The following is a 15735-nucleotide window of genomic DNA, read 5'->3' on the forward strand; positions in this document are numbered from 1 at the left end:
TAACAGAAGAATGAAATCATGGGACAAGAAACAACAAAAATACTAGTAGTCGATGATGACATGCGTTTACGCAGCTTACTTGAGCGCTATTTAGTAGAACAGGGCTTTATTGTGCGTTCTGCGGCAAACTCGGAGCAAATGGACCGCTTAATTGAACGAGAAAATTTTCATTTAATGGTATTAGACCTGATGCTACCGGGCGAAGATGGTTTATCGATTTGCCGTCGTTTACGTCAAAAAGAAAATGACATTCCAATTGTTATGCTTACGGCAAAAGGCGATGAAGTTGATCGTATTATTGGTTTAGAACTTGGTGCAGATGACTATATTCCTAAGCCGTTTAACCCGCGTGAACTACTTGCACGTATTAAAGCTATTTTACGTCGTCGTGCCAGTGATGTACCAGGCGCGCCTTCGGCAGAAGAAAACGAAATACGCTTTGGCCAGTTTTCATTAAACTTAGCAACACGCGAAATGAGCAAAGGCGATGAAACAGTGTCGCTTACCAGTGGTGAGTTTGCAGTATTGAAAGCCTTAGTTTCACATCCTCGCGAACCGCTAAGTCGTGATAAATTAATGAACTTAGCACGCGGTCGTGATTACAGTGCATTAGAGCGCAGTATCGATGTGCAAGTATCTCGATTACGCCGCATGATTGAAGAGGACGCTGCTAATCCGCGTTACATTCAAACCGTATGGGGCTTAGGCTACGTATTTGTGCCAGATGGCAAAGAATAACCACAGCTAAGCTAACATTATGCGTATTTTTCCGCGCAGTGCATTTGGTCAAACCGTTTTTTTGGTTGGTGCACTGCTGCTTATCAATCAAATCGTATCTTATATTTCGGTTACGCTTTACGTTGTAAAACCTTCTATCGAGCAAGTTAATTTAATGCTGGCGAAACAAGTTCGCACGGTATTTATTGGCCATCAAGATGGCGTGGAAATGTCGGATGAAGTTGCGGAGCAATTTTATTTGGCGACTGGCGTTGAGATGATGAGCGAACGTGAAGCGATGCGACACGGCTTAGAACAGGCCAGCGAATATCCTTATTTGTCTCGTGTGATGTCTGAATATTTGCAGGGTGAGGCGCGTGTACGCATTAGCCAGACCGATATCCTTGTGTATTGGGTTGAGCCACCACAAGCTCCAGGCTACTGGGTTAAAATACCGTTAGTCGGTTTTCAAGAGGCGAATGTAAAAGTACTGACTTTCTATCTTGCCTTTATCGGTGTGTTAAGCGTGTTAGGCGGTTGGTTATTTGCAAGTCACTTAAACCGCCCCCTAAAAGCAATGCAAAAAGCAGCTAACAAGGTAGAAGTGGGCGATTATTCGAGCCAACTTCCCGAGCTAGGTTCAATTGAAATGATTGAAGTAACGCGTGCTTTTAACCAAATGTCACGTGGCCTTGCTGCGGTAGAAGAAGATCGTAGACTGTTAATGGCCGGTGTTTCCCATGATTTACGCACGCCATTAACACGTATTCGTCTTGCAACAGAAATGATGTCGGAACATGAGGATTACTTACGTGAAGGCATCATTACCGATATCGAAGATATGAATGCGATTATTGATCAGTTTATTGAGTATTTACGCAATCATAAGTTAAGTGATTTAGCGCCAGATGATATAAATACGCTTGTTTCGGAAGTGGTTGCATCGGAACAAAAGCAGGGCCGAGAAATTAGCTTTAGTGCTAACGAAGCGTTGCCAAATATTCCAATCAGCCATGTTGCCATGAAGCGCGTAATTACCAATATGATTGAAAATGCGCTGCGCTATAGCGAAGAGGATGTCACCGTTGTGACTCAGTACTCTGCGAATAAAGAGTATGTTGAGATCCTTGTGCAAGACAAAGGCCCAGGTATTCCTGAGCACGAGTTAGAGCGAGTGTTTCAGCCGTTTACCCAAGGCGATCAGGCGCGCGGTAGTGAGGGCAGTGGCTTAGGGCTTGCAATTATTAAGCGCATTGTCGATATGCATCAAGGAAAAGTAACATTGCGCAATCGTGCTGAAGGTGGTTTAGAAGCAAAGGTTAGCTTGCGAGTTCATTTAACAAACTAACCTTATGGTGCCTAGCTTATTTAGGCACCATAAATTTGTTCTGCGGTATTGAACAGCACCCATGATGTGACAATGTACTTATCATTGGAAACTGGAATACACCCTCTGTGGGTGTGAGTGAAATACGCAGGTGCAATTACCATAGAGCCTTGCTTTGGTTTAATCATTTTATTTTGATAATAGAATTCAGTTTCACCACCTTCTTCCACATCATTTAAATAAAACATAAACAGTAAAATACGGTGCAAGCTATCGTTATGGCCTTTTTGCGGATAAACCTCACTGTGCCAGTAGGGGTAACCACCTTGGCCTGCAGTGTATTTTTGCGCTTGAATTTGACCTAAGCGAAAAATTTGCTGTACTAAAATGGGTAACTGAGGGCGACCCACTTCTTCAAAGTTTTCTACCGTTAAGTCAACCGGCTGTTTGGTTTTTGGGTGATATACTTTTAAACCAAATACGCCAATAAGTGCAAAGAAATGTTCTTCAAAATACTCAAATACTTTTTCGGTGGTGTTTTGCAGAATATGCTGTAGCTCAGTTTGATATTCGATGTGTTGGTTCAAATACAAGTCCTGGCTATTTTTTTTACTAAGGTCAACGCCGCCACTGGTTTTGCCTTGTGTTAAAAACGGGCTGTTATCAAACTTAGTGAGAAAGTTGTCACAAAACTCCTTGCTAAGTACATTGTCGTATACTCGAATAAAATCCTGCATTATTGACCTTATTATTTTAATTATTAATAAACATAACTATAGTGAGCACATATTTAGTTTATAAAGCTCATTTACTATGTTTAGTGAAACACTTATGCCGCGTTTTAGCGAAACAGATGCGTTAGGACATATCAATAATACAGCGCTACCGGTTTGGTTTGAAGCGGCGCGTACCCCTTTTTTTCGTTTCTTTACACCAGACTTAGATTGCAATAATTGGAAGCTTATTGTTGCCAAAATTGAAGTGGAATTTAAAGGTGAGCTATTTTATGGTCAAGAAATTACCATAAACTCCAGCATTAGCCGTATTGGCAATGCGTCGTTTGTAATTTGCCAAGAAGTGTATCAGCACAATGAACTTTGTGCAGTAGGTCACGCCACAATGGTGCGCTATGACTTCGATAAAAAACAATCAGTGCCACTTTGCGACCAAGAGCGACACGATTTAACGCAACACTTAAAATAAATCAATTTGTTTCCATTGGAAATGCGGGGGAAACACATTGTTTAACCGTAAATTGGTAGCCGTAAAGTGTATCGTCAGCTTTGTTGATATGTAAGACCTCATAGTCGTTTAACTCAATGCTACGTGTTCCCTCCGGATGCCCACAGCGAGAATAAATATCAGCTTCAAACTTGTATGCGAATTGTGCAATTAAGCTTTTAACAATACTGCTGTGCCCGGTGAAGTTAATATTAACCATCTTAGAGGCGTCATCTTTGGCGTTGTCTTGTTGTTGCTCGATAGGTTTTTCTTGTTCAGTTGGTAATAGAGCCGGTTGTTCCGAGTCTACAGCCGCGAGCGCTTTATTTAATTGCTGTTCGCCATCTAATAATGCCATTAGCTGAAAGATAACGGCGAAACTTGCGACAAAACGGATGCTATTAGTGAATAAAGGGTGTTCGCTTTTTGAAAATAGACGCACTAATTTAATGCCAAAAGGCTTTAAAACAAGCAACAAGAACAAGTAAAAAGGCATCACTATTTGAAATAACAAAAGTGCAGCCAAACTAATACCAATCACCCAAACAGGTAAAATTAATAGCAGGGCAAAATTGTGTGTATAGTTGAAATAGTTTGCTGAAACACCGGTTACTTCATTAACGACAGCTGCACTTAAAGCTAGCGCAAAATTAGTGATTGTAGCATAAAACAGAAGTATAAAGGCTTTGCCCGCTAAACTGTCCCATGCTCTTGCAAAACGAGGCCAAAACTCTAAGGTTAAGCCTATTAATGTGAAAAACGCTGCAACTTGCAGACCGCCAAACGGTAATGCAAGAAGCAAAAGCGCGCCACTATAAAGTTTTTCTGCAGTAGCTAAAGATTGCCATAAGTTGGCGATCTTTAACTGTATTTGTTTAAGCTTTGGCAGGTTTTGACCAATCAGTTCCATTGTGTTGTCACGAATGCTTTTTAGTTATTTATAACATTCCTTTAAGGTAACGACCAGTATGAGATACAGGATGTTGTGCAACTTCTTCAGGCGTACCGGAAACTAAAATCTCACCACCGCCAGAACCACCTTCAGGGCCTAAATCAACAATCCAGTCGGCAGTTTTAATCACATCGAGATTGTGCTCGATAACCACAATGGTATTGCCGTGATCTCGTAAGCGATGCAACACAACTAGTAATTGCTGAATATCAGCAAAGTGCAAACCTGTTGTCGGTTCATCCAGAATGTATAACGTTTTACCTGTATCGCGTTTAGATAGTTCGCGGGCCAATTTAACACGTTGCGCCTCACCGCCAGAAAGCGTTGTTGCCGCTTGGCCTAGACGAATATAACTTAAGCCAACATCCATCAAGGTTTGTAATTTGCGTGCAATAGCTGGAATTTTGTCAAAAAATTCGCGCGCATCTTCCACAGTCATATCAAGGACTTGATGAATATTTTTGCCTTTGTATAGTACTTCTAAGGTTTCACGGTTGTAACGTTTGCCGTGGCACACATCACAAGGTACATATACATCAGGTAAAAAGTGCATTTCTACTTTAATTACACCGTCACCCTGACACGCCTCACAGCGACCGCCTTTTACGTTAAAGCTAAAACGTCCAGGCTTGTAACCACGTGAACGGGCTTCTTGCGTGCCTGAAAATAACTCACGAATAGCAGTGAAAATACCTGTATAGGTAGCAGGGTTCGAACGTGGAGTACGTCCGATAGGGCTTTGGTCAATATCGATGACTTTGTCGAATAAATCCATACCGGTAATGGATTTATAGGGTGCAGCTTCGGCAGTTGTAGCGCCATTGAGTTCAGTATGAGCCACTTTGAATAGGGTGTCGTTGATTAAGGTCGATTTACCAGAGCCAGAAACGCCCGTAATACAGGTCATTAAACCAAATGGAATTGAGAGGTCGACACTTTTTAAGTTATTACCTGTTGCGCCTTTTAACTCCAGCCATTTATCTTGCGGCTGGTGGCGAGTCGCAGGTATTTCAATTGCTTTAGTGCCCGCTAAATACTGTCCAGTAATTGAGTCCTTACAGTTTACAATGTCGTCACGGGTACCTTCGGCAATAACTTGCCCACCGTGCACCCCAGCGCCTGGGCCAATATCAATAATATGATCCGCAGCACGTATTGCATCTTCATCGTGCTCAACCACAATTACTGTGTTACCTAAATCACGTAAGTGCGTTAATGTGGCGAGTAATCTGTCATTATCTCTTTGGTGCAAACCAATTGAGGGTTCATCTAAAACGTACATAACACCAACAAGGCCAGCACCAATTTGACTGGCAAGGCGAATACGCTGCGCTTCACCACCCGATAACGTATCGGCGCTGCGCTCAAGTGATAAGTAATTAAGGCCAACATTTACCAAAAACGATAAGCGATCACTAATCTCTTTTAAGATTTTCTCGGCGATTTTTGCTTTTTGTCCGCTAAAGCTTAGCTCGCTGAAAAAATGCTGTGCTTCACCGATACTCATGCGTGTTACGTGAGGTAAATTAGTAGTGCCAATAAACACATTACGTGCTTCTTCTCGTAAACGTGAACCATGACAGCTAGGGCAGTCTTGATTCGTTTGGTATTTGGCCAGCTCTTCACGTACTGAATTAGATTCAGTTTCTTTGTAGCGGCGCGCCATGTTGTTAAGCACACCTTCAAATACGTGATTTCGCACCACGACATCGCCGCGGTCGTTACGATATTGAAATTCAATTTTAGTACGGCCCGAACCGTTCAGTACCACTTTTTGCGCATCGGCTGGCAGTTGTTCAAATGGTGTTTCAACGTCAAAGTCGTAATGATTTGCAACGGCTTGCAGCATTTGGAAATAATAAAAACTGCGTTTATCCCAACCGCGAATAGCACCGCCAGCAAGGCTAAGCTCTGGGTTTTGTACCACACGGCTTGGATCAAAATATTGACGTACCCCTAAACCATCACAGCTTTGGCAGGCACCCGCAGGGTTATTAAACGAGAATAAACGCGGTTCAAGTTCAGTCATGGCATAACCACAACTCGGACAGGCAAAGTTCGCTGAGAAAACAATTTCGTCTTTTTCTGGCTCATCCATGTAGGCGATTTGTGCCACGCCATTTGAAAGCTCTAATGCTTGTTCGAACGATTCAGCTAAACGAAGTTGTAGGCCATCTTTTACCTTGATACGGTCTACAACCACTTCAATAGTGTGTTTTTTATGGAGTTCTAGCGTTGGCGGATCTGATAGATCGCATACTTCGCCATCAATTCGCGCGCGAATAAAACCTTGTGCTGCTAAGTTCTCAAGTAACTTAATATGTTCACCCTTACGCTCTTTCACTACAGGGGCAAGCAACATTACTTTTGTGCCTTCTGGCAGCTCAAGTACCTGATCGACCATTTGACTAATGGTTTGTGCGGTAAGCGGTAAATCATGAGTTGGGCATCGTGGTTCACCGACACGGGCGAAAAGCAACCTTAAGTAATCATAAATTTCGGTGATAGTGCCTACGGTAGAACGTGGGTTATGAGATGTTGATTTCTGTTCTATCGAAATAGCTGGCGATAAACCTTCAATATGGTCTACATCTGGTTTTTCCATTAAGGATAAAAATTGACGCGCATACGCAGAAAGTGACTCAACATAACGGCGCTGACCTTCGGCATATAATGTATCAAATGCCAGCGATGACTTTCCTGAACCAGATAAACCTGTGATAACAATCAGTTTATCGCGTGGAATGGTTAAGTTGATATTTTTTAAGTTGTGCGTGCGGGCGCCGCGAACCTCGATATGTTCCATTGTTATCCTATAGCATTAGCGAACAGCAATATTGCGCCTAGTATTGCATTATATTGTATAAATATACAGCCCTAACTTATACCGATGCCCCAAATGGCTCATCATGTTATAAGGCTAAATTGCGTATTTAATAGAGCTTGGTAGGCGCAAATTTTAATGGGTAATAGTTTATTTAAGCAGAAATTACCTGCTTGGATCACCTTTAGTAGCGGAATTAGTTGAGTAGCTGCAGCGATAAACACTTTTAACCAAATACGGGTTAGAATAACCAATAAGGTTTATGGTAAACTTGCCGCCTTAATTTTCTAATCATTATTTGCTAATTCGTTAATGTCAGCTTCTTCATTAAATGCTCTTGAAAAACGCACAGCGGTGTCGCTTGCATGCGTATTTGCATTTCGCATGCTTGGCTTATTTATGCTTATGCCTGTGCTTGCAATCTACGGTACTGAATTAGAAGGGTTTTCGCCTTTATGGATTGGTATTGCGATAGGCGCATATGGCTTAACACAAGCGCTTTTACAAATTCCTATGGGCTGGTTATCAGATAAATTTGGCCGTAAACGGGTGATTGTAGCCGGCTTAATTATGTTTGCGATTGGCTCGATAATAGCGGCTATGGCCGAATCAATTTACACCGTAACCCTAGGGCGTGCATTACAGGGAATGGGCGCAATTGCCGCTGCTGTATTGGCGCTAGCGGCCGATTTAAGCCGTGATGAGCAGCGTCCTAAAGTAATGGCTGTTATTGGTATGTGTATTGGCCTTAGCTTTGCTGCTGCCATGTTGCTAGGCCCAATGATTGCGGCATCGTTTGGCGTGAGTGGCATATTTTGGCTGACGGCATGTTTGGCTGTGTTGGGTATTTTTATAGTATTAACTGTGGTGCCAACCGCGGTAAACCGTGCACCCAAAGGTGATACATCTGCCTCTTTGAACGATATTAAAAACCTAGTGAAACACCCACAATTAATGCGTTTAAATTTAGGTGTGATGTTACTTCACTTAACTTTAACGGCGGTGTTTGTTGCGCTGCCGGCTGAACTTATTAAAGATGGTTTAGCCGCAGAAATGCATTGGAAGCTTTATATTCCGGTTTTATTATTGGCGTTTGTATTTATGGTGCCAATGATGATTATTGCGATTAAAAAGCAAAAAGAAAAAATGGCCTTTTTAGTGTCAATCGCACTGATTGTTGCAAGTTTAATGAGCTTAAGTTTGTTTGGTTCAAGCGCACTTATTATTGGCGTGTGCATGCTTATTTATTTTATAGCGTTTAACTTTTTAGAAGCCACAATGCCGGCATTGGTTGCGCGCATTTCTCCTGCAGGCCAAAAGGGATCTGCAATGGGCGCATTTAGTTCTACCCAGTTTTTAGGCGCCTTTTTAGGCGGTATTATTGGCGGGTATTTTGCGCAAGTGAGCGATGCTCAGACAGTATTTGCCGCAGCAACCTTGGTTGGGGTAATATGGTTTGCTATAGCGTGGGGGATGGAAGTACCACCAAAAAGTAAGCTGATAAGCTTACTCACTGAATTACAAGGGGAGAAAGAGGATTTTGCCCCTGAAAAAGCAGCCGAAAAGTTAGCAAATGACCTTGCTGATTTACCGGGTGTATTAGAAACAACAGTAGTACTTGAAGAAAATCGTACATACTTAAAAGTAAAAGAATCAGAATTCGATTTGCAACAAGCGAAAGCGGTTGCAGGTATAGTTTAATTAAAGGAGACAGACCATGGCTCGTGGTATTAACAAAGTGATCCTAGTTGGTAATTTAGGCCAGGATCCAGAAGTGAGATATATGCCAAACGGTAACGCAGTTGCCAATATCACACTTGCAACGTCTGACAGTTATAAAGATAAAAACACGGGTCAGTTAGTCGATAAAACCGAATGGCACCGTGTGGTGTTTTTTGGCAAGTTAGCTGAAGTTGTTGGTGAATATTGCCGTAAAGGCTCACAAATTTACGTTGAAGGTAAATTACAAACGCGTAAGTGGCAAGATCAGCAAGGCCAAGAAAAGTATACAACTGAAATTGTGGTTGATGGCTTTACCGGTCAAATGCAAATGCTAGGTGGCCGCGGTGATAACGCGGGTAGCAATTCTGGTGGTGGTTTCCAACAGCAGAATCAACAGCAATCAGGTTTTGCACCACAACAATCACAAGGTTTTAACCAAGGTGGTCAACAGCAACAAAGTGGCTTTAACCAGCAACCGGCACAGCAGCAATCAGCGACAGCACAACAGTCTGGCGGTTTTGCAGCACAGCAAGGTGGTCAGCAACAATCTGGTGGTTTTGCGTCACAGCAGCAGTCAGGCGGCTTTGCTCCTAAGCAAAATGCACCACAAGGCGGCGCATCAAACCCAATGGAACCCCCAATTGATTTTGATGATGATATTCCTTTCTAATCACTAAGATTAGTTAATAAAAAACCAGCATTTTGCTGGTTTTTTTATACCGTTATTTTACTTCAAGCGCACTTTTAGTGAAGTTCACACCCGCCCAACCTGTTTTTATAAAGTTGCGAATATTTTGGTGATCGTCACCATTTGGGTGTTGTAACACATCAACTCGGTAGTAATCGCCAAAGCAATTTAGCGTTTGCTCTTCATTTAAGTTGTTAAGCTTTGCAAAGCTGAAAATTTTGCAGCTACCCGTATTTTCACCAGCGTTATTTATCAGCTCGCCATTGGTAAAGTGCTGCGCTGTATAGTTGTACGTTTCCTCAATCACAGCCATTACCTGTTGAAAAGTAACACTTTCAGGAGAAGTCTTTAGTTGTTCAAGTAGTGTTTCTAGGGTCATAATGCTTACGTCAAAAAGTTAAAAGCACGCTATGCAACTTATTGAATTATCGTTGAAATAGTATTTAGCTATTTGATATTTTGCTGTTTGAGTTTGCTTGCGGTAATCTAGGTGGTCAAACCAGTTAAGTTGAAAAATAATATGGCAAATAAATTAAGCAAGCTTGTTAATAAAATCTATAAACTGCCAAAGTCGACCCATGAATTTTTACTGACTAAGTTATTTACCAGTCAGGTTAAATTTGCGGGCACTGCAAAACTACGAGTTTTATCGATTAGTAATGACAAAGTAGTGGTTAAACTTGCAAACAAAAAGCGAGTACAAAACCATATTGGTGGTATTCATGCGGTTGGTGCAGCATTAGCTGCTGAATCAGCGTCGGGTATAGTGTTTGGTATGAATGTGCCTGATAGCCACTTACCGTTACTGAAATCAATGACGCTAGAATACAATAAGCGCATGCAAGGTGATATAACGGCAACTGCGCAGCTATCAACTCAAGTGATCACAGCAATCCACAGTGATGAGAAAGGAGACTTAATTGTGCCTGTAGTACTGTCTGATGAAAGTAGTGATAGCCCAATACATTGCGAAATGCGTTGGGCTTGGGTGCCGAAAAAGCGTCGTTAACAGCAGGCCTGTTGGGTTAGCGTGTTAGCAGCTAAATACGCTTTTAGCGCATCGATTTCTAACGGTTTGGCATACAAATAGCCTTGTTCTATATCTATGCCTAAGGTGCGCACTATTTCATGTTGAGCTGTAACTTCAATGCCTTCTGCTACGGTGACAATATCGTGGCATTTGGCAATAGAAACAATCTGATGCAATAGTGCCGCATCTTGATCTTTTTCATGGATATGGGTGATAAAGCTGCGATCGATTTTTAACTCGTGAATTGGATAGTCTCGCATTTGAGAAAGTGATGAATAACCCGTACCAAAATCATCGAGTGAAATTAAAAAACCATAGCTCATTAGTTTTTCAAACAAGCCCTGCACCGCGCCTTTATCTTCAATAAAAATAGATTCAGTTACTTCTAAAATCACGCGATTTGGCGAGATTTGGTAATGCTCGACATGATGCTTAAGAATATCAAATAGCGGTGTGTACATTAGCTGATACGCCGATACATTTATTGATAAACTGATTTCAGTGTATTTCAAATTTTGCGCATAATCGTAAAGCGCTTGTTGAATAACAAACTCCCCGATATCGGCAATCAGCCCTGTTTCTTCTGCGATTGGAATAAATTTATCTGGTGCAATTAAGCCGAGCTTTCTATTGTGCCAGCGCAACAGAACTTCAACACCTTTAACTGAGCCGTGAGCAGAGCAAATTTGCGGCTGATAGGTTAAATAAAGCTCTTTATTTTCAATTGCATGTTTTAGTTCAGTTTCAATATCTACGCGTTGATGTAATTGCTCCGCCAAGCCTTTATCAAAAAAACAGTAACGATTTTTTAGTTTTTTAGCTTCGAACATGGCTATTTCAGCATAAATTTCAGCAGTTTGTGGATCAATATGTTCATCAGCATGGTAAATGCCGATACTTGCGGTTATTGAAAGCTGTAAATTATCGAGCATCATTGTTTGCTCAATAGCGTTTAAAATATTGCGTGCTAACGAGCTACTTATAGTGCGATCAACTGTTTGTAAAATAACAAAAAACTCATCACCACCAGTGCGCACAGGCAAAGCGTTTGATGGGCAAGATTGCGATATGCGTTCGGCAATCAGTTGCAAGGTTTTGTCGCCAGTGTGGCGACCAAATCGATCATTAATATGTTTAAAGTTGTCTAGATCGATGCACAAAAGGGTGTAGCGACCTTGATTATGAATTTGTTCATTAACTAATGTGTTATCAAAGAAATAGCGGTTCGCCAGTTTGGTGAGTTTGTCGAAGTTGGCTTGTTGATACAGTTTGTTTTTGTAGCCAAGATCAAGTCGGAATAAGTGTCGCGTAATAAAAAAAGTGGCAACAATAGTAAGCAAACCAAACGCGCCAATCCAACTGGCAAAATTGCTTACTTCGTTGTAGATAGTTTTTAACGGCACTCTAACCGCAATAAAAGTATTAAAATGCTTATTGTAGGAAATGCCCACTCTTACATTGGCAATACCTTGGGTGCGGTTGGTGTAAATAGACACACCATCACTTTGTAAGTACTTATCGACTGGTCGGCCAGTGGCTTTTTGAGCGCTTTTATTTACGTAGGCAACAAATGCAGGCGGCATAGGTTGGTTGTAGGCTTTACCAAGATCACCATGCAGTGACTTTGGTGCTGTGTGGTAAAGGCTCCAATACTGATCTTTAATGCGTGGTTTTTGTGTAACCAATATCTCCATGCCTTTATCTAAAATATTGTAACGCCATGGGTTATATTGTGAGTTTAAATTTATCTCAGCAACCATTAAAAGCGGAGGTTGAGCATTGCTTAACTGCGATAAATAGCTAATCGCCATGCGAAGTGAGCCATCGTTCGCTTCGTAATACGGAATACTAAACAGCAATTTATTACTTTGAATAACCTGCTTAATGCCAAGCTCAGATAAATTTTTTGCAGGCTTAGCAGAGGTTTTTCGGGTTGTATGTAACGCCGTTAGCTGCTGATTATTAGTAAGTTGGAAGTAACTTAAATTCAAATAGCGGGGAAAGTTGGCAAACGTTTCTTGGCTTATTTGTGCCAACGCTTGCTGACTGTATGGTTGCTTTAGCTCTGATAGCAATCTTTCAGCCATCGTAAACACGACTAAATGTTGTTCTAGCTGAGTAACTGAAGAATCCATAATGAATTCTGAGTGTGCCCTTATTTTCTCATCGACTTTGACCAAATGATTTTGATAATGCATAGCGACAAGCGTTGTTGCTAAAACAAAAATTAGCGCAACAATAATGATAAAGAGACGGCCAAGAAAAGAGCTGTAAAAATGTTTTATTTCAGACAAATCGTACATACATTAATGAAAAACGTTCCATTGCCTTGTTAGCAAGTTAAAACTTTTAGGGTTTTATAGTATATCAACAATAGGCATGAAAGCCCTGTTTTAAATCAATCAAGTAATATAGATAACGCTAACTGTAGCGCAATTTTGGTGGTTTAACGCTGCTAGCGTTTAGCTTTTACTAACTTTTGTATTGCCAAACCACACACTATAAAACCCAAACCTATAATCGTGGTGGAATGAATTGCTTCTCCCAGCAAGGTGTAGATAAAGATAAGTGATAAAAACGGCGAAATAAAAATTAAGTTACTAACACTTGCTGTGTTTTCAGCTTTTTTCATTGCCATTAACCACAGCACAAATGTAATACCCATTTCAAATAACCCAACATAAGCCGCTGCTAGCCAAGCTTTGCCTGTAGGAATTTGCCAAGCGTTTTGCCAAGTCAGTACTAAGGCAATAAATGGTAAGCCGATAGAAAAACAAATAAATAAACTAATTACTGGTTTATCAGTGTTTTTGGTACTAAAAATCCAATACAGTGCCCAAAGTAGTGTTGATAATAAAGCAAGCCCAACACCCAGCGGGCTTTCAAAATTAAGCTCAGTAAATTGCCCTTTTGTACTAATAATCAGCACACCTAAATAGGCAAAAAGCAATGCGGTAATATCAACTTTTCGTAGGCGTTGACCGAGCATTGGTACTGCAAGCAAACTTAGTGCAATCGCCCACGTGTAATTGAGTGCCTGCGCTTGTTGTGCTGGTAGTAAATCATAGGCTTTAAACAGAATGAGGTAATACAAAAATGGATTAAGTATGCCTAATTTTAAATACAGTAAAGGTTTAGTTAAAAACGCCGTTTTGACGTGTTTGTAGTCACCGTTCACAAGCAAAAATATAGCTAAAAACAACCAGCTAAATGCAGAGGCATAAAACACCAACTGAAGTGGTGTAAGTTGCATCAACGCGAGTTTGAATGCAGTAGCTACCGTCGACCATAAAAAGACCGCTGATAACGCGTACAGAATTGCATGTTTTTGGTTTTTTACCATTAGTCGTTTAATTTAATTGCAAAGATGAAAATGTGTGTATGTATATTTTATAACATCTAGATGGCTATGTTAGTTAAATATGCTGATCTATATGGTTATTAATATGTTAAAAGCGGTATTTTAATTTTGAGTGTACTGTTTTGATATTGATCTTTAGTATCTAGGACTTGCTTATTTGCTGTATAAAACGAAGTTGCAGTAACAACAGGTGATCGCCTAGGGTCTAGCTAAGTTTTATACAATCACGTATACTTTTTGCGTTATGCGAATTTTATATTTAATGCTTATTTTCAGTATTTTTCTAAATCCACTTGCGGCAAACAGTATGCAAGGGGAAGAAATGTCGTGCGCTGAAATGCATCAAGTAGAAAAAAGCATGGAAAGTTCAAATCACAGTTGTTGTGATGACAGTCAAATGCAGCAAGAAATGGCCAAGCATGATTGCGAAACCTGTAATGATTGCAGTGCAAAATGCCATACCTCATGTTGTGTCTTTTCGGCATTCGCCTTCTCAGAGCCAATAGCAAAAGAGCTCGCGTATCTCACCATTGGGCTTTCAAACTACCCAACACCACTGCAAGTTAGCATTATACCGCCAATAGCTTAATTCAATATTTTAAGCCGTATTTGCCAACGTCAAATACACCTTATTTATTTGAATTGAGAACTAAATCTATGAAAAATTTATTAATTATTTGCTTAACGCTTTTTGCAAGCCTGAGTTTTGCAAACGTGTCATCGCCTAATCTGGTAAATGAATTGACACAACCACCTGCCAAAAACACCAAATTCGTCTGTCCAATGCACAGCCATATCGTTAAAGACCACCCAGGCAAATGCCCTATTTGTGGTATGGACTTAGTGGAACTGTCAGCACCTGAAATTAGTGAAGAAGTGGCGATTTCAGTATCAGGGCATACTCAGCAGAGCATGGCGTTAACTAAAGCACCCGTTGAGCGAACTACATTGTGGCGTTTTATTGAGACCTTCGGCAAGGTTGAGTATGACGAAAATGGCCTAACCCATATTCACCCAAGAGCAACGGGCTGGGTTGAAAACCTACAAGTAAAAACTTTAGGTGCACGCGTAAAAAAAGGTGAGTTACTTTATGAAATTTATGCGCCTGAACTGATCGTTGCGCAAGACGATTATTTATCCCTGCTTAAAACAAACCCAACGAATAAAGGCCTAAAAGAACGTGGTCGCACACGTTTACGTTTATTAGGTATGTCTGAAAAACTAATCGACCAAGTTGAGAAAGCTAAAGAGTCATTGTTTCGCGTGCCTTACTACGCACCACATGATGCGATAGTGTCTGAGCTGGGCATTCGTGAAGGTATGTATGTGCAGCCAGCCGTGAAGCTGATGACCTTGGCGGATCTTTCACAGGTGTGGGTGTTAGCCGATGTATTTGAGCATCAAATTGATTGGGTAGAAAATGGTAAGTGGGTTGAGTTTGACTTACCTGCGATTGGTGTTTATGCCATTGAAGGTAAGATTGAATATATCTATCCAGCGCTTGATCCTAAAACCCGTACATTAAAGGTTAGGCTGTCTTTAAATAATGAAAGCGGTTCATTTAAGCCAGATATGCTGGCAAATGTACGTATTTACGGTGGCCCGAAAGAAGATGTGCTTAATATTCCGGTTGAAGCGCTAATTCGCACTGGCAAGCAGAATCGAGTAGTTGTAGAGCAACACGATGGCACCTTTGTCTCTCGCGAAGTGATGGTGGGCATGATCACCCAAGGCCGCGCTGAAATTATGCAAGGGCTAGCGCAAGGTGAGAAAGTTGTAACTTCTGGCCAATTCTTAATAGATAGCGAATCGAACATTCGCTCAGCTATTTTGAAAATGAGTCAAGATGGCAAACCAGCTAAAGCAATGCAGTCGCATCAACACTAGGAGGCG

Annotated in this window: 14 protein-coding genes; 8 read left to right on the top strand and 6 right to left on the bottom strand. The window is 41.1% G+C overall.

The genetic code is table 11. From position 1 onward, the window contains the following. The first annotated feature begins 18 nt into the window (after positions 1-18). On the top strand, positions 19-738 hold the full coding sequence (ompR, locus tag L1068_RS06325; protein ID WP_010561523.1) for a two-component system response regulator OmpR: 720 nt from the start codon (positions 19-21) through the stop codon (positions 736-738). 19 nt (positions 739-757) lie between these two features. Then, entirely contained in the window at positions 758-2065 is a 1308-nt protein-coding gene (gene envZ / locus L1068_RS06330; protein ID WP_237129540.1) for a two-component system sensor histidine kinase EnvZ, read from the top strand. Between the two features lie 20 nt (positions 2066-2085). On the opposite strand, the gene L1068_RS06335 is transcribed toward envZ, so the two are convergent. Beyond that, positions 2086-2781, bottom strand: a complete 696-nt coding sequence (locus L1068_RS06335; protein ID WP_237129541.1) for a 2OG-Fe(II) oxygenase — start codon at positions 2779-2781, stop codon at positions 2086-2088. Positions 2782-2857: 76 nt separating this feature from the next. On the opposite strand from L1068_RS06335, the gene L1068_RS06340 reads away from it, so the two are divergent. Then, on the top strand, positions 2858-3247 hold the full coding sequence (locus tag L1068_RS06340; protein WP_237129542.1) for a thioesterase family protein: 390 nt from the start codon (positions 2858-2860) through the stop codon (positions 3245-3247). A gap of 1 nt (position 3248) precedes the next feature. On the opposite strand, the gene L1068_RS06345 is transcribed toward L1068_RS06340, so the two are convergent. Further along, positions 3249-4175, bottom strand: a complete 927-nt coding sequence (locus L1068_RS06345; protein WP_237129543.1) for a hypothetical protein — start codon at positions 4173-4175, stop codon at positions 3249-3251. A 28-nt stretch (positions 4176-4203) separates the two neighbouring features. Further along, positions 4204-7023 (bottom strand): excinuclease ABC subunit UvrA, encoded by a 2820-nt coding sequence (gene uvrA / locus L1068_RS06350; RefSeq protein WP_237129544.1) that lies wholly within the window; start codon positions 7021-7023, stop codon positions 4204-4206. 330 nt (positions 7024-7353) lie between these two features. Here uvrA and L1068_RS06355 point away from each other — a divergent pair, with 330 nt between their 5' ends. Next, on the top strand, positions 7354-8742 hold the full coding sequence (locus L1068_RS06355; RefSeq protein WP_237129545.1) for an MFS transporter: 1389 nt from the start codon (positions 7354-7356) through the stop codon (positions 8740-8742). A gap of 16 nt (positions 8743-8758) precedes the next feature. Then, positions 8759-9433 (top strand): single-stranded DNA-binding protein, encoded by a 675-nt coding sequence (gene ssb, locus L1068_RS06360; protein ID WP_237129546.1) that lies wholly within the window; start codon positions 8759-8761, stop codon positions 9431-9433. 52 nt (positions 9434-9485) lie between these two features. Here ssb and L1068_RS06365 read toward each other — a convergent pair whose 3' ends face one another. Further along, the gene (locus L1068_RS06365) at positions 9486-9830 is read right to left on the bottom strand and encodes a HopJ type III effector protein (RefSeq protein ID WP_237129547.1); all 345 of its coding nucleotides are present in this window, start codon (positions 9828-9830) and stop codon (positions 9486-9488) included. A gap of 141 nt (positions 9831-9971) precedes the next feature. Here L1068_RS06365 and L1068_RS06370 point away from each other — a divergent pair, with 141 nt between their 5' ends. After that, a complete protein-coding gene (locus L1068_RS06370) occupies positions 9972-10460 on the top strand; it encodes a DUF4442 domain-containing protein (RefSeq protein WP_237129548.1) in 489 nt (162 codons plus the stop codon). On the opposite strand, the gene L1068_RS06375 is transcribed toward L1068_RS06370, so the two are convergent. Then, positions 10457-12616 carry an EAL domain-containing protein gene (locus L1068_RS06375; protein ID WP_237129549.1) on the bottom strand — a complete coding sequence of 720 codons (2160 nt, stop codon included), beginning with the start codon at positions 12614-12616 and terminating at the stop codon, positions 10457-10459. The two genes, L1068_RS06370 and L1068_RS06375, sit on opposite strands and share 4 nt — an antisense overlap. 320 nt (positions 12617-12936) lie before the next feature. Continuing rightward, a complete protein-coding gene (locus L1068_RS06380; protein WP_237129550.1) occupies positions 12937-13824 on the bottom strand; it encodes a DMT family transporter in 888 nt (295 codons plus the stop codon). Positions 13825-14086: 262 nt separating this feature from the next. Between L1068_RS06380 and L1068_RS06385 the strand changes: the two genes are divergently transcribed. Beyond that, entirely contained in the window at positions 14087-14431 is a 345-nt protein-coding gene (locus tag L1068_RS06385; RefSeq protein WP_237129551.1) for a hypothetical protein, read from the top strand. A gap of 68 nt (positions 14432-14499) precedes the next feature. Then, positions 14500-15729 (top strand): efflux RND transporter periplasmic adaptor subunit, encoded by a 1230-nt coding sequence (locus tag L1068_RS06390; protein WP_237129552.1) that lies wholly within the window; start codon positions 14500-14502, stop codon positions 15727-15729. Positions 15730-15735 lie beyond the last annotated feature (6 nt).

Origin of the sequence: Pseudoalteromonas sp. MMG024 (genome assembly GCF_021654175.1) — a bacterium.
Lineage (GTDB): Bacteria > Pseudomonadota > Gammaproteobacteria > Enterobacterales > Alteromonadaceae > Pseudoalteromonas.

Coding starts and splice junctions, on each gene's coding strand:
- ompR (WP_010561523.1), top strand. CDS start 19: ATGGGACAAGAAACAACAAAAATACTAGTAGTCGATGATGACATGCGT.
- envZ (WP_237129540.1), top strand. CDS start 758: ATGCGTATTTTTCCGCGCAGTGCATTTGGTCAAACCGTTTTTTTGGTT.
- L1068_RS06335 (WP_237129541.1), bottom strand. CDS start 2,781: ATGCAGGATTTTATTCGAGTATACGACAATGTACTTAGCAAGGAGTTT.
- L1068_RS06340 (WP_237129542.1), top strand. CDS start 2,858: ATGTTTAGTGAAACACTTATGCCGCGTTTTAGCGAAACAGATGCGTTA.
- L1068_RS06345 (WP_237129543.1), bottom strand. CDS start 4,175: ATGGAACTGATTGGTCAAAACCTGCCAAAGCTTAAACAAATACAGTTA.
- uvrA (WP_237129544.1), bottom strand. CDS start 7,023: ATGGAACATATCGAGGTTCGCGGCGCCCGCACGCACAACTTAAAAAAT.
- L1068_RS06355 (WP_237129545.1), top strand. CDS start 7,354: ATGTCAGCTTCTTCATTAAATGCTCTTGAAAAACGCACAGCGGTGTCG.
- ssb (WP_237129546.1), top strand. CDS start 8,759: ATGGCTCGTGGTATTAACAAAGTGATCCTAGTTGGTAATTTAGGCCAG.
- L1068_RS06365 (WP_237129547.1), bottom strand. CDS start 9,830: ATGACCCTAGAAACACTACTTGAACAACTAAAGACTTCTCCTGAAAGT.
- L1068_RS06370 (WP_237129548.1), top strand. CDS start 9,972: ATGGCAAATAAATTAAGCAAGCTTGTTAATAAAATCTATAAACTGCCA.
- L1068_RS06375 (WP_237129549.1), bottom strand. CDS start 12,616: ATGGATTCTTCAGTTACTCAGCTAGAACAACATTTAGTCGTGTTTACG.
- L1068_RS06380 (WP_237129550.1), bottom strand. CDS start 13,824: ATGGTAAAAAACCAAAAACATGCAATTCTGTACGCGTTATCAGCGGTC.
- L1068_RS06385 (WP_237129551.1), top strand. CDS start 14,087: ATGCGAATTTTATATTTAATGCTTATTTTCAGTATTTTTCTAAATCCA.
- L1068_RS06390 (WP_237129552.1), top strand. CDS start 14,500: ATGAAAAATTTATTAATTATTTGCTTAACGCTTTTTGCAAGCCTGAGT.